The sequence below is a fragment of the Cupriavidus sp. HPC(L) genome (assembly GCF_000307735.3).
Classification (GTDB): domain Bacteria; phylum Pseudomonadota; class Gammaproteobacteria; order Burkholderiales; family Burkholderiaceae; genus Cupriavidus.
The window spans coordinates 20,063-37,814 of record NZ_AMPR02000157.1 but is presented as its reverse complement, the minus strand read 5'-3'; the positions used below and the strand labels follow the sequence as shown (position 1 = coordinate 37,814).

15 protein-coding genes are annotated in these 17,752 nt (G+C 68.3%); all 15 read left to right on the top strand.

The annotated features are described in order from the left end of the window. Positions 1–1,929, top strand: a 1,929-nt coding sequence (locus B551_RS11025; RefSeq protein WP_023264082.1) for a copper-translocating P-type ATPase, incomplete at its 5' end; no start/stop codon positions are given. A 20-nt stretch (positions 1,930–1,949) separates the two neighbouring features. Next, positions 1,950–2,414 (top strand): Cu(I)-responsive transcriptional regulator, encoded by a 465-nt coding sequence (cueR, locus tag B551_RS11020; protein WP_023264081.1) that lies wholly within the window; start codon positions 1,950–1,952, stop codon positions 2,412–2,414. Between the two features lie 50 nt (positions 2,415–2,464). Beyond that, positions 2,465–3,355: an alpha/beta hydrolase gene (locus tag B551_RS11015; protein ID WP_023264080.1), complete on the top strand. Its 891-nt coding sequence runs from the start codon at positions 2,465–2,467 to the stop codon at positions 3,353–3,355. A 199-nt stretch (positions 3,356–3,554) separates the two neighbouring features. Next, positions 3,555–5,174: a GMC family oxidoreductase gene (locus tag B551_RS11010; RefSeq protein WP_023264079.1), complete on the top strand. Its 1,620-nt coding sequence runs from the start codon at positions 3,555–3,557 to the stop codon at positions 5,172–5,174. Between the two features lie 402 nt (positions 5,175–5,576). Beyond that, complete coding sequence (locus tag B551_RS11005; RefSeq protein ID WP_006577640.1) at positions 5,577–6,353, top strand: ABC transporter ATP-binding protein; 777 nt, start codon at positions 5,577–5,579, stop codon at positions 6,351–6,353. A gap of 20 nt (positions 6,354–6,373) precedes the next feature. Next, on the top strand, positions 6,374–7,099 hold the full coding sequence (locus B551_RS11000; protein WP_006577641.1) for an ABC transporter ATP-binding protein: 726 nt from the start codon (positions 6,374–6,376) through the stop codon (positions 7,097–7,099). A 93-nt stretch (positions 7,100–7,192) separates the two neighbouring features. Beyond that, positions 7,193–8,401: an ABC transporter substrate-binding protein gene (locus tag B551_RS10995; protein WP_006577642.1), complete on the top strand. Its 1,209-nt coding sequence runs from the start codon at positions 7,193–7,195 to the stop codon at positions 8,399–8,401. A 156-nt stretch (positions 8,402–8,557) separates the two neighbouring features. Beyond that, a complete protein-coding gene (locus B551_RS10990; protein WP_006577643.1) occupies positions 8,558–9,442 on the top strand; it encodes a branched-chain amino acid ABC transporter permease in 885 nt (294 codons plus the stop codon). Between the two features lie 149 nt (positions 9,443–9,591). Beyond that, positions 9,592–10,509 (top strand): branched-chain amino acid ABC transporter permease, encoded by a 918-nt coding sequence (locus tag B551_RS10985; RefSeq protein ID WP_231906345.1) that lies wholly within the window; start codon positions 9,592–9,594, stop codon positions 10,507–10,509. Positions 10,510–10,936: 427 nt separating this feature from the next. Continuing rightward, a complete protein-coding gene (locus B551_RS10980; protein WP_052511335.1) occupies positions 10,937–11,386 on the top strand; it encodes a hypothetical protein in 450 nt (149 codons plus the stop codon). A gap of 130 nt (positions 11,387–11,516) precedes the next feature. Continuing rightward, positions 11,517–12,275: a TSUP family transporter gene (locus tag B551_RS10975; protein ID WP_006577645.1), complete on the top strand. Its 759-nt coding sequence runs from the start codon at positions 11,517–11,519 to the stop codon at positions 12,273–12,275. A 325-nt stretch (positions 12,276–12,600) separates the two neighbouring features. Beyond that, positions 12,601–13,749, top strand: a complete 1,149-nt coding sequence (locus B551_RS10970; protein ID WP_006577646.1) for an ABC transporter substrate-binding protein — start codon at positions 12,601–12,603, stop codon at positions 13,747–13,749. Positions 13,750–13,983: 234 nt separating this feature from the next. Beyond that, positions 13,984–15,036, top strand: a complete 1,053-nt coding sequence (locus B551_RS10965; protein ID WP_006577647.1) for a branched-chain amino acid ABC transporter permease — start codon at positions 13,984–13,986, stop codon at positions 15,034–15,036. Further along, entirely contained in the window at positions 15,036–16,919 is a 1,884-nt protein-coding gene (locus B551_RS10960) for an ATP-binding cassette domain-containing protein (RefSeq protein WP_006577648.1), read from the top strand. Before B551_RS10965 ends, B551_RS10960 begins: the two co-directional genes overlap by 1 nt. A 27-nt stretch (positions 16,920–16,946) precedes the next feature. Then, positions 16,947–17,690 (top strand): ABC transporter ATP-binding protein, encoded by a 744-nt coding sequence (locus tag B551_RS10955; RefSeq protein WP_006577649.1) that lies wholly within the window; start codon positions 16,947–16,949, stop codon positions 17,688–17,690. Positions 17,691–17,752: the final 62 nt, after the last annotated feature.

The window sequence follows — 17,752 nt, the reverse complement described above, 5'->3', positions numbered from 1 at the left end:
AACGTGCCGGCGCTGTGGCAATGGCTGCTGGCCACGCCGGTGCAGTTCGTGTTCGGCTGGCGTTTCTATCGCGCGGGCTGGAAGGCGGCGCGCGCCGGCACCGGCAATATGGATCTGCTGGTCGCGCTCGGCACCTCGGCGGCCTACGGCCTGTCGCTGTGGCTGATCTGGCGCGGTGCCGCCGCCCATGGCGAGGGCCACCCGCATCTGTATTTCGAAAGCGCGGCGGTGGTGATCACGCTGGTCCGGCTCGGCAAATGGCTCGAGGTCCGCGCCAAGCGGCAGACCGCGGACGCGATCCGCGCGCTGGCCGCGCTGCGGCCGGATACCGCGCGCGTGCGCCGCGACGGCGTCGACACCACGGTGCCGCTGGCGCAGGTACGCGTCGGCGACGAAGTGATCGTGCTGCCGGGCGAGCGCATTCCGGTCGACGGCGTGGTGATCGACGGCGACAGCCATGCCGACGAATCGATGCTGACCGGCGAAAGCCTGCCGGTGCCCAAGCATGTCGACGACCGCGTGACCGGCGGCGCCATCAACGGCGAGGGCCGGCTGGTGCTGCGTACCGCCGCGGTCGGCGCGGAAACGGTGCTGGCCCGGATCATCCGCATGGTCGAGCATGCGCAGGCGGCCAAGGCACCGATCCAGCGCCTGGTCGACCGCGTCAGCGCGGTGTTCGTGCCGGTGGTGCTGGCGATCGCGCTGGTCACGCTGCTGGGCTGGGGGTTGGCGCTGGGCGACTGGCAGTCGGCGTTGCTGAACGCGGTGGCGGTGCTGGTGATCGCGTGCCCGTGCGCGCTGGGCCTGGCCACGCCGACCGCGATCATCGCCGGCACCGGCGCGGGCGCGCGCGCCGGCATCCTGGTCAAGGACGCCGAGGCGCTGGAGACCGCGCATCGCGTCAATGTGGTCGCGTTCGACAAGACCGGCACGCTGACCGTCGGACAGCCGGAAGTCGTGGCGCTGGTATCGGCCGATGCAACGGCCGACGCAACGGCGGGCGACGGCTCGTCGCTGCTGCTGCAGCGGCTGGCCGCGCTGCAGGCCGGCAGCGAACATCCGCTGGCCCGTGCGGTGCTGCACGCCGCCGAGCAGCGCGAGTTGACGGTGCCGGTTGCCAGCGAACTGCGCGCGCTGCCGGGCCGCGGCATCAGCGGGCGCATCGACGGCGTCGCCTGGGCCCTTGGCAGCGAGCGGCTGCGCAAGGAACTGGGCGCGTCGCTGGACGAAGGCGCCGCGCTGCAGCGTGAAGCCGATGCGCTGCGCCAGGCCGGCCGCACGGTGTCGTGGCTGATCGCGATCGATGCGCGCCGCGTCGAAGGGCTGGTCGCGTTCGGCGATGCGATCAAGCCGGGCGCGCGCGAAGCGGTGGCGCGCCTGCATGCGGCCGGCGTGCGTACCGTGATGCTGTCCGGCGACAGCCAGGGCGCCGCGGCGCAGGTCGCCGACGCGCTCGGCATCGACGACGTGCAGGCCGAGGTGCTGCCCGAGGACAAGGCCGCGCGCGTGGCGGCGCTCAAGCGCGGCGGCGCGGTGGTCGCGATGGTCGGCGACGGCGTCAACGATGCGCCGGCGCTGGCCGCGGCCGACGTCGGCATCGCGATGTCCACCGGTACCGACGTGGCGATGCACGCGGCCGGCATCACGCTGATGCGCGGCGATCCGGGCCTGGTTGCCGATGCGCTGGCGATGTCGCACCGGACCGTGCGCAAGATCCGGCAGAACCTGTTCTGGGCCTTCATCTACAACGTGATCGGCATCCCGCTGGCGGCGGCCGGCCTGCTCAGCCCGGTGGTGGCGGGCGCGGCGATGGCCTTCTCGAGCGTCAGCGTGGTCGGCAACGCACTGCTGCTGCGGCGCTGGCGGCCCGAAGCGGGCACGCTGTCGGCCGGCACGCAGGCAGCAGGCCAGCCGGCAGCGCAGCGCTGAAACATGGAGGAAGCAAGGCGATGAATATCGGCGAAGCGGCGGCCGCCTCGGGCGTGTCCGCCAAGATGATCCGGCACTACGAATCGATCGGGCTGCTGCCCGTGCCGCCGCGCAGCGAAGGGGGCTATCGGCGCTACGACGAGCGCGCGCTGCATACCTTGCGCTTCGTACGGCGCGCCCGTAATCTCGGGTTCTCGCTGGACGAGATCCGCAACCTGCTGCTGCTGTGGCAGGACCGCGGGCGCGCCAGCGCGGACGTCAAGGCGCTGACGCTGCGCCATGTCGCCGAACTGGAAACGCGCATCGCGGAACTGGTGGCGATGCGCGACACGCTGCGCTCGCTGGCCGAGGCGTGCAGCGGCGACGAGCGGCCGGACTGCCCGATCCTGGCCGACTTCGCCGAGCCCGGGCGCGCGCCGTGCTCCGGCGATGCGCCAGACGGCAAGGCGCCCAACGGCAATGCGGGCCACGCCTGCCACTCTTGAACGCTGACCTGCGCGCGGCCGCGCCGCGTGCCGGGAAGGAGAGCGATCGCATGGATGCATTCCAGGCCACCGCCATCGCGCCGGCCGAAAGCCGCCAGCGGATGCGCGACGGCACCGAGCTGCTGCTGCGCACCTGGCTGCCCGATTCGCGGCTGTGGCCCGAACCGTCGGGCACGCTGCTGCTGGTGCACGGGCTGGCCGAGCACTGCGGGCGCTACGCGCACGTGGCGGCGCGGCTGTGCGCGCTGGGTCTGCGCGTGCTGGCCTACGACCAGCGCGGCCACGGGGCGAGCGGCGGCGCGCGCATGGTGGCCGAGCGGCCCGATGTGTTCCTCGAGGACCTGGTGGAGATCTACGACGGCGCGGTGCAGCGTTGGCCCGAACTGCCGATCGTGCTCGGCCACAGCATGGGCGGGCTGGTCGCCGCGCGGCTGGCGACCTCGCGCGTGCGGCCGGTGCGCGCGCTGGTGCTGTCTTCGCCCGCACTGGCGCTGCGCATCGACGGCGCGATGCTGACGCTGCAGCGGATGCTGCTGACGCTGGCGCCGAACCTGCGCGTACCCAGTCCGATCCGTCCGTCCGACCTCAGCCACGATCCCGCCGAAGTCGCCAGCTATCGCAGCGATCCGCTGGTGCAGCGCACGCTGACGGCCGGCATCCTGCACAGCATGATGCTCGGCATCGAACGCGCGCAGGCCGATGCGCCGCTGCTCGAGGCGCCGACGCTGCTGCTGGTGGCGGGGGCCGATCGCGTGGTCGATCCGGCGGGCAGCCGGCGCTTCTGCGACAATGCGCCGGCCGACCTGCGCGAATGCGTCTGGTTCGAGCACGCCTACCACGAGATCTTCAACGAGCAGGCGGCGCTGCGGACCGAGGTGCTCGACGCGCTGAGCGACTGGCTGCGCCGCCATCTGCAGCCGGTGGCGGACGCGGACCGCTGAAGCGCACGACGACGCGATCGCCGGTATCGATCCCGCACCGGACGCCCGGCACCGAAGACACGAGGCACCACGCACCACGCACCACGCAAAACGCACGACGCACGACGCACGACGCACCACGCACAATGCCTCGGCTTGCCGGCCGTCCTCCCGCGGCGGACGACCGCATCTTGATCGACTTTCCTACCAGAAGAAGAGCATGGAGACCTACGACTACATCATCGTCGGCGGCGGCACCGCGGGCTGCGTGCTGGCCAACCGGCTGACGCAGGACGCCGACGTCAGCGTGCTGCTGCTCGAGGCGGGCGGCAAGGACGACTACCACTGGATCCATATTCCGGTGGGCTACCTGTACTGCATCGGCAATCCGCGCACCGACTGGATGTACCGCACCGTCGCCGAGCCCGGACTGAACGGGCGCTCGCTGATCTATCCGCGCGGCCGCGTGCTGGGCGGCTGCTCGTCGATCAACGGCATGATCTACATGCGCGGGCAGCGCGAGGACTACGACGAGTGGGCCCGCATCACCGGCGACGACGGCTGGCGCTGGGACAACGTGCTGCCGCTGTTCAAGCGCAGCGAGGACCATCATCGCGGCGCCAACGACTTTCACGGCGCCGGCGGCGAATGGCGCGTCGAGCCGCAGCGCCTGCGCTGGGACATCCTGGAGCGCTTCATCGACGCGGCCGAGCAGACCGGCATTCCGCGCACCGACGACTTCAACCGCGGCGACAACTTCGGCGTCGGCTACTTCGAGGTCAACCAGCGCCGCGGCATCCGCTGGAACACGTCGAAGGCCTTCCTGCGGCGCGCCTCCGAACGGCCGAACCTGACCATCGTCACCGGCGCGCAGGTCAGCGAGCTGACCTTCGACGGACGCCGCTGCAGCGGCCTGCACTATGTCGGCGGCGGACAGCCCCATACGGTGGCGGCGCGGCGCGAGGTGATCCTCGCCGCGGGCGCGGTCAACACGCCGCAGCTGCTCGAGCTGTCCGGCATCGGCCAGCCCGAGCGGCTGCAGGCGCTCGGTATCGCCGTGCGGCAGGCGCTGCCCGGCGTCGGCGAGAACCTGCAGGACCATCTGCAACTGCGCATGATCGTCAAGGTCGAGGGCGTGCGCACGCTGAACACGCGCGTCGGCAACTGGTGGGGCAAGCTCGGCATCGGGCTGCAATATGCATGGAACCAGAGCGGGCCGATGAGCATGGCGCCGTCGCAGCTCGGCGCGTTCGCGCGCTCGGATCCGGACCAGGCGCGGCCCAATGTCGAGTACCACGTGCAACCGCTGTCGCTCGACAAGTTCGGCGAGCCGCTGCACACCTTCAACGCCTTCACCGCCAGCGTCTGCAATCTGCGGCCGACCTCGCGCGGCAGCGTGCATATCGACAGCCCGGACTTCCGCCAGGCGCCGGTGATCGCGCCCAACTACCTGTCGACCGACGAGGACCGCAAGGTCGCGGCGGACTCGCTTCGGCTGACCCGCCGCATCGTCGCCGCGCCGGCGCTGGCACCGTACCGGCCGCAGGAATGGCTGCCGGGCCCGCATGTCGAGGACGACGAGTCGCTGGCGCGCGCGGCCGGCGATATCGGCACGACGATCTTCCACCCGGTCGGCACCTGCCGCATGGGCAAGGCCGACGATCCGCAGGCGGTGGTGGACCAGCGCCTGCGGGTGATCGGTGTGCAGGGCCTGCGCGTGGTCGACGCCTCGGTGATGCCGCTGATCACCTCGGGCAATACCAACTCGCCGACGATCATGATCGCCGAGCGCGCCAGCGACATGATCCGCGAGGACTGGCGCAGCGGCGCGCGCGGCTGACACGCCGGCGCAGCATGACGGTCGGCGCCGCCACGTGCGGCGCCTTACCGCTTCCCTTTGGCAGTTCTCCCCGGCGACACGTCCGCACTGCCTGACAAACATGACAGCTGGTTCATGTTTCAGGCTCAGTGCAAACCCGGATGTTTTGCGACGCAACAGGTGCCCACAATAGACGCCGGACAGTCGTGATGCCGCGCTCACATCCGCGCGGGCTTGCGCGCTTGCATCCGACCGCGCCGCCGCTGCCACCCAGCGCGCTGCCGCACACATAAATAAGACATTGCAGACAAGGCGATCCCCACGCGCGCCGCCATCGCGCAGCGCCGGCAGGGGTCGCGGGTCGAATCCGGGCACGACGGGCCAGAAGCCATGCGTCGCGCCGAACGAGGACGGGCAGGAGACATGAACCAGCAGGAAACCATCCTGGAGACGCGCAACCTCACCAAGGAGTTCAAGGGGTTCACCGCGGTCAGCGACGTCAATCTGCGGGTCAGGCGCGGGTCCATCCATGCGCTGATTGGCCCCAACGGAGCGGGCAAGACGACCTGCTTCAATCTGCTGACGAAATTCCTGGTGCCGACCACCGGCACCATCCTGTTCAACGGCACCGACATCACCGGCGAGAAGCCCGCGCAGATCGCGCGCCGCGGCGTGATCCGTTCGTTCCAGATCTCGGCGGTGTTTCCGCACCTGACCGTGCGCGAGAACGTGCGCATCGGGCTGCAGCGCAAGCTCGGCACGCATTTCCACTTCTGGCGCAGCGAACGCACGCTGTCGGTGCTCGACGACGAGGCGATGGCGCTGCTCGAGCAGGTCGGCCTGACCGAGTTCGCCGACACCGTGACCGTCAACCTGCCGTACGGCCGCAAGCGCGCGCTGGAGATCGCCACCACGCTGGCGATGGAACCGGAGCTGATGCTGCTCGACGAGCCGACCCAGGGCATGGGCCACGAGGACGTCGACCGCGTCACGCAACTGATCAAGAAGGTCTCGGCGGGGCGCACGATCCTGATGGTCGAACACAACATGAACGTGGTGTCGTCGATCGCGGACACGATCACCGTGCTGCAGCGGGGCGCGATCCTGGCCGAAGGGCCATACGAGCAGGTCTCGAAGGATCCGCGCGTGATGGAAGCCTACATGGGCACGGCCGACGCCGAGCTGCAGGGCGCGCACTGAGAGCAAGCGGGAACGAAGACATGGCAACCGACAATACCCCCGCCCTCGAGATCCGCGGCCTGCAGGCGTGGTACGGCGAATCGCACATCCTGCACGGGGTCGACCTGACCGTGAACCGCGGCGAGGTGGTCACGCTGCTGGGCCGCAACGGCGCCGGCCGCACCACCACGCTGCGCGCGATCATGGGCCTGACCGGCACGCGCAAGGGCTCGATCAGGATCGACGGCCACGAGACGATCCATCTGCCGACGCACAAGATCGCGCATTACGGCATCGGCTACTGCCCCGAGGAGCGCGGCATCTTCGCCAGCCTGTCCTGCGAGGAGAACCTGCTGCTGCCGCCGCAGCTCAAGGGCAACGGCGCCAAGCAGGGCATGAGCGAGGCCGAGATCTACGAGATGTTCCCGAATCTGGCCGAGCGCCGGCAGAGCCAGGGCACGCGCCTGTCGGGCGGCGAGCAGCAGATGCTGGCGGTCGGCCGCATCCTGCGCACCGGCGCCAACCTGCTGCTGCTCGACGAGATTTCGGAAGGACTGGCACCGGTGATCGTGCAGGCGCTGGCCCGCATGATCCGGATGCTGAAGCAGAAGGGGTACACGGTGGTGATGGTGGAGCAGAACTTCCGCTTCGCCGCGCCGCTGGCGGACCGCTTCTATGTGATGGAGCACGGCACCATCGTCGAGCGCTTCGGCGCCGGCGAGCTCGAACAGAAGATGCCGGTGTTGCACGAACTGCTTGGGGTCTGATCCTTCGGGGTCGCACGCATGACCGCAGTCAGGGGTCGCAGGTACGGTGTAGGAACGGGCGGCGCGAGGCCGCCGAAACACAGGAGACAAGCAATGAAGATCAAACGGCTCGCAGCCGCGATGGCGGCCTTGGTGACGGGCATGGCGGCCGGAGCGGCCTCCGCGCAGGTATCGGGTGATTCGGTCAAGATCGGCTTCATCACCGACATGTCGAGCTTGTACGCCGACATCGACGGCAAGTCGGGCGTCGAGGCCGTCAAGATGGCGATCGAGGACGCCGGCGGCAAGGTGCTCGGCAAGCCGATCGAGCTGCTGTCGGCCGACCACCAGAACAAGGCCGATATCGCCGCGTCGAAGGCGCGCGAATGGATGGACCAGCAGGGCCTGGACATGCTGCTGGGCGGCACCAACTCCGGTACCGCGCTGGCGATGAACAAGGTCGCGCAGGAAAAGAAGAAGGTCTACATCAACATCGGCGCGGGCACGGCCCGCCTGACCAACGAAGAGTGCTCGCCGTACACCGTGCACTACGCCTACGACACGGTGGCGCTGGCCAAGGGCACCGGCAGCGCGGTGGTCAAGCAGGGCGGCAAGTCGTGGTTCTTCCTGACCGCTGACTACGCCTTCGGCCATTCGCTGGAGAACGACACCTCGGCGGTGGTCAAGGCCAATGGCGGCACGGTGGTCGGCTCGGTGCGCCACCCGCTGTCGGCGTCGGACTTCTCGTCGTTCCTGCTGCAGGCGCAGTCGTCGAAGGCGCAGATCCTGGGCCTGGCCAACGCCGGTGGCGACACGATCAACTCGATCAAGGCGGCCAAGGAATTCGGCATCACCAAGAACATGAAGATCGCAGGCCTGCTGATGTTCATCAACGATGTGCACAGCCTCGGACTGAAGAACACCGAAGGGCTGTTGATGACCGACAGCTGGTACTGGGACATGAACGACGAGACCCGCAAGTTCGCCAACCGCTTCTTCGCCAAGAACAAGAAGATGCCGAGCAGCCTGCAGGCGGCCGACTACTCCGCGGTGCGTACCTACCTGAAGGCGGTCGAGGCGGCCAAGACCGACGATCCGGACAAGGTGATGGCCGAGCTGAAGAAGGCGAAGATCGACGACTTCTACACCAAGGGCTATATCCGTGCCGATGGCCGCGCCATCCACGACATGTACCTGATGCAGGTCAAGAGCCCGGCCGAGTCGAAGAAGCCGTGGGACTACCTGAAGGTCGTGGCGACGATCCCGGGCGACCAGGCCTTCACGACGCCCGCCGAGTCGAAGTGCGCGCTGCTGAAGAAGTAAGCGAAGGCGGCCCGGCGTTGCGCGCGTTGCGCATCGCCGCGGCCCGATGAACGACCGGCGCCGCGTGCGCGTTCGCTGCCGCTGGCCCATGCCTTCCTCGATGGAGGGCGGGCCGGCGCGGAACGGGCCCGCGGCGCCGCATAGCTGAAGCCTGCGATGGACATCTTCGGTATTCCCTTGCCCGCCATGTTGTCCCAGCTGCTGCTCGGGCTGGTCAACGGGGCGTTCTATGCGATGTTGAGCCTTGGCCTGGCGGTGATCTTCGGCCTGCTCAACGTCATCAATTTCGCGCACGGCGCGCTGTTCATGCTCGGCGCGGTGCTGGCCTGGATGGGCATGGAGTACGCCGGGCTCAACTACTGGGTGATGCTGCTGCTCGCTCCGGTCGTGGTCGGCGTGCTCGGCGTGGTCATCGAGAAGACGATGCTGCGCTGGATCTACAAGCTGGACCATATCTATGGCCTGCTGCTGACGCTGGGCATCACGCTGGTGATCGAGGGCGTGTTCCGCTCGATCTACGGCGTCTCGGGCCTGCCGTATTCGACGCCGGAACTGCTGTCGGGCGCGACTGACCTCGGCTTCATGATCCTGCCGAACTACCGCGCCTGGGTCGTCGTGGCCTCGCTGGCGGTGTGCCTGGCGACCTGGTACATGATCGAGAAGACCAAGCTCGGCGCCTATCTGCGCGCCGGCACCGAGAACCCGAAGCTGGTCGAGGCCTTCGGCGTCAACGTGCCGCTGATGGTCACGCTGACCTACGGCTTTGGCGTCGCGCTGGCCGCCTTCGCCGGCGTGCTGGCCGCGCCGGTGATCCAGATCTCGCCGCTGATGGGGCAGAACCTGATCATCGTGGTGTTCGCGGTGGTCGTGATCGGCGGCATGGGCTCGATCCTCGGTTCGATCGTCACCGGCCTCGGGCTGGGCGTGATCGAGGGGCTGACCAAGGTGTTCTATCCGGAAGCGTCGTCGACCGTGGTGTTCCTGATCATGGTGATCGTATTGCTGCTGCGGCCGGCCGGGCTGTTCGGGAGGGAGAAGTGATGGACGGACAAAGCGCATCGCGCGCACAGGGACCCCAGGGCACGCAAGCCTCGACGCCGGCGCAGGCCGGCGCGGCGCGCGGCGGCGTGCCGCGTACCGTGCCGCTGCTGTTCTATGGCCTGCTGCTGGCCGCGCTGATCGCCGCGCCGATGGCCGGCGCCTATCCGGTGTTCGTGCTGAAGGTGCTGTGCTTCGCGCTGTTTGCCTGCGCGTTCAATCTGCTGATCGGCTACACCGGCCTGCTGTCGTTCGGCCACGCGGCCTTCTTCGGCGGCGCCGGCTATGTGGCGGGCCATGCGATGAAGGTGTGGGGCGTGACGCCGGAAGTCGGGCTGGTGCTCGGCACGCTGGCCGGCGCGGCGATCGGCTATGTGGTCGGCGCGCTGGCGATCCGGCGCCAGGGCATCTATTTCTCGATGATCACGCTGGCGCTGGCGCAGATGCTGTTCTTCTTCTGCCTGCAGGCGCCGTTCACCGGCGGCGAGGACGGGCTGCAGGGCATTCCGCGCGGCAAGCTGTTCGGCGTGCTGTCGCTGTCGGACGACCTGACGCTGTACTACGTCGCGCTGCTGATCCTGGTGCTGGCCTTCGCGCTGATCGTCCGTACCGTGCATTCGCCGTTCGGCCAGATCCTGAAGGCGATCAAGGAGAACGAGCCGCGCGCGATCTCGCTGGGCTACGACACCGACCGCTTCAAGCTGATGGCTTTCGTGCTGTCGGCGGCGCTGTCGGGGCTGGCCGGCGCGATCAAGGCGCTGGTGCTGGGCTTCGAGACGCTGACCGACGTGCACTGGTCGATGTCCGGCACGGTGATCCTGATGACGCTGGTCGGCGGCCTCGGCACGCTGTCGGGTCCGATCGTCGGCGCCTTCGTGATCGTCGCGCTGGAGAACAAGCTGGGCGACATCGGCAGCTTCCTGGCCTCGGCCACCGGCGTCGAATGGTTCAACTCGCTGGGCGAGTCGGTGACGATGGTGACCGGCGTGATCTTCGTGATCTGCGTGCTGCTGTTCCGCCGCGGCATCATGGGCGAGCTGCAGGCGCTGTTCTCGCGCGGCCGCCATTAGCGGCATCGCCGCCGTCCCGGCGGGGCAGGGCGGCCGAATTGGGGAGTGGCCGCCGGGATACATGCCCGTTTTTAGGGCTAGGGTTTTTTCTAGCTTGTTCGATACGCACCGCTTCGTTACATTGCAGTCACGGTTTTCGCAGGTTAAATGGAGGCGGAAGCGAGGAGACGACAGGCGCGCACCCACGATGAGCATTCCGTGAGGAAGCAGCGTTAAATAAGGAAAGGGCGTTGACGGGTGATCCTCGGCAACGCCCTTTTTAATTTGTGCCGTGCTCCGTGAGACAATGCGCGCCTTGCCCGCGACCGCCATGCCGTCTCCGTCCGACCCCACCTCTTCAGCCACTTGCGGCCGTTCCGGCCCTTCCGGCGTCCTCGCGCCAACTCCCAACTATCTGATTCGACAGGCTTTTCCGGCCGACCAGCCAATGCTGGCGGACTGGCTGCAGGCGTGCGCGCCGGCGCCGGTGCTGCTGCAGCGGGGCCGCGCCGCGATGCTCGAGCGGCTGCTGCAGCGGCCCGAGCTTGGCCTGTGCCTGCTGGCGTCGCGCGACGGCGCGCTGGTCGGCTGCCTGCCGGTCCAGCTGGTGCCGCGCCTCGATCTGGGCGGCCTGGCGGCGCTGGCGGCCGAAGCCTGGTGCTTGCCCGGTGCGCACGAAAGTGGTGCAATCCTCGCTTCTTGCCGGGACTGGCTCGCCGACTGGTGCCGCGCGCATGGCGTGCGCCATCTGCTGTGGGCGCCGGGGCTGCCCGGTGCCGGTGATCCGGACGGCGATCCGGACGGCGATCCGGACCGTGATCCGGGCGGTGGGCTGAGCCGGCTGCCGTGCGGCCTGTGGCACCGCGACCTGGCCCCGGCCGCCAAGCAACTGGCCTGATCCGACCGCAGCCCTCGACCGTTCCGGTCTCGGTGGCGCCCCTGGACTGCCGATCCCCCGGCCGCGGCCTGCGCTTTCCTTTTCCGCTTTCCTGCTTTCCCGCTTCCCCGCTTTTTTCCCGGAAATTCGAATGGAGTTTGCCTTCCTGTTTGCCGCCGCCTTGCTGGCCGGCCTGATCGACGCGGTCGCCGGCGGCGGCGGCCTGATACAGATTCCCGCCATCTTCAGCGCGTACCCGAGCCACGCGCCGGCGACGCTGATCGGCACCACCAAGGTTGCGTCGATGGCGGGCACCTTAAACGCCGCGGTGCGCTACGCGCGCAGCGTGCGGATCTATTGGGGCGCGACCGCGCCCGCCGTGGTGGCCGCCTTCGCCTGCTCGATGGCCGGCGCCTACACGCTGACGCTGGTGCCGGCCGAACCGCTGCGCAAGCTGCTGCCGTTCGTGCTGGCGATCCTGCTGATCTATACGCTCGCCAAGAAGGACCTCGGCGCCGAACATGCACCGACGCTGTCCGGGGCGCGCGAGCGCTGGGTTGCGTTGGTCGGCGGCGCCGCGATCGGCTTCTACGACGGCATCTTCGGGCCGGGCACCGGCAGCTTCCTGATGATCATGTTCGTACGGCTGTTCGGCTACGACTTCCTGCACGCGGCGGCATCGACCAAGCTGGTCAACCTCGCCACCAATGTCGCCGCGCTGATGCTGCTCGGCTTCAAGGGCCATGTCTGGTGGGAACTCGGTCTGGTGATGGCGGTGGGCAACGTGATTGGCAGCCAGCTCGGCAGCCGGCTTGCGCTGAAGCACGGCAGCGGATTCGTGCGCAAGGTCTTCCTGCTGGTGGTCAGCGCGCTGATCCTGAAGACCGCCTGGGATGCCTTCGCCGGCTGACGGTCCGCACCGCCGGAAGCCGCGCCGATGCTGGCGATGCGGGTTAATCCTGCCTTGGCGGCAAGGGGCGCTGTGTTAGACTCGGTGCCAATTCCCGACCGCTCGGTCGGCGAATCGAAGCCGGCGTCGGCCGAGCTCGTCGCGAACCTGTATTGACCGCAGACGAACGGCCGCGACCCTCGCAAGAGGGCACGCGCGGACGGGATCGGGCACGACGGCCAAAAGGCGGCGACAAGCACCGCCGGATCCGTCGGAACAACAAGCCAGGCGCGGATCGGCGCAAGCCGTGGCGATGCCGGACGGTTTGAGAGAAGAAGGAGACACGATGAATTTCAAGCGCGCCAGCATGCTGGCCTTCGCCGCCGCCTGTCTGTGCGCCGGCGCCGCCCAGGCCCAGATCAAGATCGGGGTCACGGTATCGGCGACCGGTCCGGCGGCTTCGCTGGGCATTCCGGAGAAGAACACCTTCACGCTGCTGCCGAAGGAGATCGCCGGCAAGAAGGTCGAATACATCGTGCTCGACGACGCCTCGGACAGCACCACCGCCGTCAAGAACACCCGCAAGCTGATCAGCGAGGACAAGGTCGATGCCGTGGTCGGCTCGACCGTGACGCCGAACTCGCTGGCGATGGTCGACGTGGTCGCCGAGAGCGGCACGCCGATGATCACGATGGCGGCGTCGGCGCGCATCATCGAACCGATGGACGCCAAGCGCGCCTGGGTCTTCAAGACCCCGCAGAACGACTCGCACATGGCGACCGCGATCTCCGAGCACATGGGCAACAACAACGTGAAGACGGTGGCCTTCATCGGCTTCGCGGATGCCTATGGCGAGAGCTGGTCGCAGGAGTTCGCCAAGGTGGCGGACATCCGCAAGATCAAGGTGGTGGCCACCGAGCGCTTCGCCCGCACCGATACCTCGGTCACCGGGCAGGTGCTGAAGATCATGGCCAGCAATCCGGACGCGGTGCTGATCGCCGGTTCGGGCACCCCGTCGGCGCTGCCCGCCAAGGCGCTGAAGGAGCGCGGCTACAAGGGCAAGATCTACCAGACCCACGGCGTCGCCAACCCCGACTTCCTGCGCGTCTGCGGCAAGGACTGCGAAGGCGCGCTGCTGCCGGCCGGCCCGCTGCTGGTCGCGGAACAGCTGCCCGACAGCAATCCGGTCAAGAAGCCGGCGCTGACCTACAAGACCGCCTACGAGAAGGCCTTCGGCGGCCAGGTCTCGACCTTCGGCGGCCACGCCTGGGATGCCGGCCTGCTGCTCGAGCGCGCGATTCCGGTCGCGCTGAAGAAGGCGCAGCCGGGCACGCCGGAGTTCCGCAAGGCGCTGCGCGATGCGCTGGAGCAAACGAAGGAGCTGCCGGTCTCGCACGGCATCATGACGATGAGCCCGACCGACCATCTGGGCCTGGACCAGCGCTCGCGCGTGATGGTGCAGATCGTCGACGGCAAGTGGAAGCTGCAGAAGTAGCAACGCCCGGCAGCTTCGCCGCGCGGCAGGGCGCATGGACGCACCATGCGCCTTTTTTGTTTTGACGGGCGCGCGCTTTCCGTTTGCCGTGGGACGCTCCCCTCTCCCGCAGGCGGGAGAGGGGACAAGACCCACAGACAGATACCGGCGCTAGGGTTCGCGCGGATTTCCTCGTAGCGTAAGACCTTTACTATTTCGTAATTCGCTGCATCGCGGCAACTCCTCGGGGAGATCATGGACCTCTCGATTGCGGCCATCCTGGCTCAGGACGGCATCACCTCCGGCGCGATCTACGCGCTGTTGGCGCTGGCCCTGGTGCTGGTGTTTTCGGTGACCCGCGTCATCTTCATCCCGCAAGGGGAGTTCGTCGCCTACGGCGCGCTGACGCTGGCGGTGATGCAGGCGGGCCATGCGCCGCAGACCTCGTGGCTGCTGGTGGCGATGGGTGTGCTGACCTTCGTCTACGAGGGCGCCACCGTGCTGCGCAGCGCCGAACTGCGCCGCAGCGCCGGCAGCCGGCTGGCGGTGCTGGCGGGCAAGTACCTGGTCTTTCCGTTCGCGGTGCACTGGCTGACGCAGGCCTATGGCGCGCAGCCGCTGCCGATGCTGGCGCAGATCGCGCTGACGCTGCTGATCGTGGTGCCGATGGGCCCGATGCTGTACCGGATCGCCTACCAGCCCCTGGCCGAGGCCAGCACGCTGGTGCTGCTGATCGTCTCGGTCGGCGTGCACTTCGCGCTGGTCGGACTGGGGCTGGTGATGTTCGGCGCCGAGGGTTCGCGCACCACCGCGTTCTCCGACGCGCGCTTCGACGTCGGCGCGCTGTCGGTGTCCGGCCAGAGCCTGTGGGTGATCGGCGTGTCCGGCCTGTTGATCGCCGGCCTGTACTTCTATTTCGACCGCACGCTGACCGGCAAGGCGCTGCGCGCCACCGCGGTCAACCGGCTGGGCGCGCGCCTGGTCGGCATCGGCACCACGCAGGCCGGCCGGCTGTCGTTCACGCTGGCGGCCGCGATGGGCGCGCTGTGCGGCATCCTGATCGCGCCGCTGACCACGGTCTACTACGAGTCCGGCTTCCTGATCGGCCTGAAGGGCTTCGTCGGCGCGATCGTCGGCGGACTGGTCAGCTATCCGGTGGCGGCCGCCGGCGCGTTGCTGGTCGGGCTGCTCGAATCCTATTCGTCCTTCTGGGCCAGTGCGTTCAAGGAGGTCATCGTGTTCACGCTGATCATTCCGGTGCTGCTGTGGCGCTCGCTGACCAGCAAACATGTGGAAGACGAGGAATGATGCAACGGCAAGCCACACGCACCACGGGGACGCAGCAGGCGTCCGACACGGCGGCGGCCGCGACGCAGCCGATCCCGGCCCCGAGCGCGGTCTCCGGCGGCGCGAACCTGCGCAACCGGCTGCTCCTGATCGCGTTCGCGGCGGTCCTGGCGTTGCTGCCGGTCCTGCCGACGCCCGAGTTCTGGATCACGCTCGGCAACTACATCGGCCTGTACAGCATCGTCGCGATCGGCCTGGTGCTGCTGACCGGCGTCGGCGGCATGACCTCCTTCGGCCAGGCGGCCTTCGTCGGCCTGGGCGCCTACAGCACCGCCTACCTGACCACGCAGTACGGGCTGTCGCCCTGGTTCGGCCTGCTGGTCGGATTGGTGATCACGATGGCGTCGGCCTATGTGATCGGCCTGATCACGATGCGGATGTCGGGGCATTACTTGCCGCTGGCGACGATCGCCTGGGGGCTGTCGCTGTTCTTCCTGTTCGGCAATCTCGAATTCCTCGGCAAGTACGACGGCCTGAACGGCATCCCGGTGCTGTCGCTGCTGGGCTTCGAGCTGCAGTCCGGCCGCTCGATGTTCTATCTGATCTGGGTCGTGGTGCTGCTGGCGGTCCTGGCGATGCAGAACCTGCTCGATTCGCGTCCGGGCCGCGCCATTCGCGCGCTGAAGGGCGGTGGCGTGATGGCCGAGGCGATGGGCGTCAATACCGCATGGATGAAGGTCGTGGTGTTCGTCGTCGCCGCGGTGCTGGCCTGCATCTCCGGCTTCCTGTACGCGCACTTGCAGCGGGCGGTGAACCCGACGCCGTTCGGCCTGAACTACGGCATCGAGTACCTGTTCATGGCGGTGGTCGGCGGCGTCGGCCATGTCTGGGGCGCGGTGCTCGGCGCCGGGATCCTGACCATCCTGAAGGACATGCTGCAGGGCGTGCTACCGAAGCTGCTGGGCGCCAACGGCAACTTCGAGATCATCGTGTTCGGCGTGCTGCTGGTGCTGCTGCTGCAGTATGCGCGCGAGGGGCTCTGGCCGTTCGTGCGCAAGGTGTGGCCGAGTGGGCCGCCGGTGCGCGCGCCCGAGCAGGCCGCCGCGCTGCCGGTGCGGCAGAAACCGCAGGCCGGCGAACTGATCCTCGACGTGCGCGCCGCACGCAAGGAGTTCGGCGGGCTGGTGGCGGTCAATGACGTCAGCTTCCAGGTGCGCGCCGGCGAGATCGTCGGGCTGATCGGGCCCAATGGCGCGGGCAAGTCGACCACCTTCAATCTGGTCACCGGCGTGCTGCCGCTGACCCGCGGCGAGGTGCGGTATCGCGGCGAGGCGATCACCAACCTGCCGTCGCGCGAGATCGTCAAGCGCGGCATCGGCCGTACCTTCCAGCACGTGCATCTGCTGCCGACGATGACGGTGCTCGAGAACGTCGCGATCGGCGCGCACCTGCGCGGCGACTACCGGCCCCAGGGCGGCGTGTCCGCGGCGATCCTGCGGATGAATCGCGGCGAAGAAGCCAAGCTGCTGTTCGAGGCGAAGCGCCAGCTCGAGCGCGTGGGCCTGGCCGACTGCATGTATATGGAAGCGGGCAGCCTGGCGCTGGGCCAGCAGCGCATTCTCGAGATTGCCCGTGCGCTGTGCTGCGATCCCGCGCTGCTGCTGCTCGACGAGCCGGCCGCGGGCCTGCGCTACAAGGAGAAGCAGGCGCTGGCCGAACTGCTGCGCAAGCTCAAGGGCGAAGGCATGAGCGTGCTGCTGGTCGAGCACGACATGGACTTCGTGATGAACCTGACCGACCGGCTGGTGGTGATGGAGTTCGGTACGCGCATCGCCGAAGGCGTGCCCGACGAAGTGCAGAAGAACCCCGCGGTGCTCGAGGCCTATCTGGGCGGCGTGGAATAAGGATCAGGAAGGGATCAGGAGCGAGCGGTGAGCGTGATTCTCGAAGTCAACGACCTGCATGTCCGCTACGGCAAGGTCGAGGCGGTACACGGGGCCAGCCTGTCGGTCGAGGCCGGCAGGATCGTCACGGTGATCGGACCCAACGGCGCCGGCAAATCGACGATGCTGAACGCCATCATGGGCGCGCTGCCGCCGACCGGTTCGGCCAGCGGCACGGTGTCCTACCTGGGCCACGACATGGCCGGCATTCCCGTCGAGGGCCGGGTCGCGCGCGGCATGTGCCTGGTGCCGGAGAAGCGCGAGCTGTTCGGCTCGATGAGCGTCGAGGACAACCTGCGGCTCGGCGCCTTCCGCCGCAAGCGCGCCGGCGAGAAGAACTTCCTGGACCAGATGGACGTGGTCTACGAACTGTTCCCGCGGCTGCGCGAGCGCGCGCGCCAGGATGCCGGCACGCTGTCCGGTGGCGAGCGCCAGATGCTGGCGGTCGGCCGCGCGCTGATGGCAAAGCCGGAACTGCTGATGCTGGACGAGCCGAGCCTCGGTCTCGCGCCGCTGATCGTCAAGGAGATCTTCCACATCATCAACGACCTGCGCCGCACCGGCGTGGCGACGCTGTTGATCGAACAGAATGCGCGCGCGGCATTGCAGGTGGCCGACTACGGCTATGTGATCGAGACGGGAGAGATTGCGATGGCCGGGCCGGCCGACGAACTGGCGGCCGACCCGCGCGTCATCGAGACCTATCTGGGGTTGGCGAAGAAGGCGGCTTGACGGTGATTTGAGACCGCCCGGGGCTGTGTTGGGCGGGTCTTCATCTGAGCGAAGAATAACGG

What these genes read in the sequence shown, in the direction of transcription:
- B551_RS10995 (WP_006577642.1), top strand. Translation starts at nt 7,193, where the DNA reads ATGAAGATCAAACGGCTCGCAGCCGCGATGGCGGCCTTGGTGACGGGC.
- B551_RS11010 (WP_023264079.1), top strand. Translation starts at nt 3,555, where the DNA reads ATGGAGACCTACGACTACATCATCGTCGGCGGCGGCACCGCGGGCTGC.
- B551_RS10980 (WP_052511335.1), top strand. Translation starts at nt 10,937, where the DNA reads ATGCTGGCGGACTGGCTGCAGGCGTGCGCGCCGGCGCCGGTGCTGCTG.
- B551_RS10960 (WP_006577648.1), top strand. Translation starts at nt 15,036, where the DNA reads ATGCAACGGCAAGCCACACGCACCACGGGGACGCAGCAGGCGTCCGAC.
- B551_RS10975 (WP_006577645.1), top strand. Translation starts at nt 11,517, where the DNA reads ATGGAGTTTGCCTTCCTGTTTGCCGCCGCCTTGCTGGCCGGCCTGATC.
- cueR (WP_023264081.1), top strand. Translation starts at nt 1,950, where the DNA reads ATGAATATCGGCGAAGCGGCGGCCGCCTCGGGCGTGTCCGCCAAGATG.
- B551_RS10985 (WP_231906345.1), top strand. Translation starts at nt 9,592, where the DNA reads ATGGCCGGCGCCTATCCGGTGTTCGTGCTGAAGGTGCTGTGCTTCGCG.
- B551_RS10970 (WP_006577646.1), top strand. Translation starts at nt 12,601, where the DNA reads ATGAATTTCAAGCGCGCCAGCATGCTGGCCTTCGCCGCCGCCTGTCTG.
- B551_RS11015 (WP_023264080.1), top strand. Translation starts at nt 2,465, where the DNA reads ATGGATGCATTCCAGGCCACCGCCATCGCGCCGGCCGAAAGCCGCCAG.
- B551_RS10990 (WP_006577643.1), top strand. Translation starts at nt 8,558, where the DNA reads ATGGACATCTTCGGTATTCCCTTGCCCGCCATGTTGTCCCAGCTGCTG.
- B551_RS10965 (WP_006577647.1), top strand. Translation starts at nt 13,984, where the DNA reads ATGGACCTCTCGATTGCGGCCATCCTGGCTCAGGACGGCATCACCTCC.
- B551_RS11005 (WP_006577640.1), top strand. Translation starts at nt 5,577, where the DNA reads ATGAACCAGCAGGAAACCATCCTGGAGACGCGCAACCTCACCAAGGAG.
- B551_RS11000 (WP_006577641.1), top strand. Translation starts at nt 6,374, where the DNA reads ATGGCAACCGACAATACCCCCGCCCTCGAGATCCGCGGCCTGCAGGCG.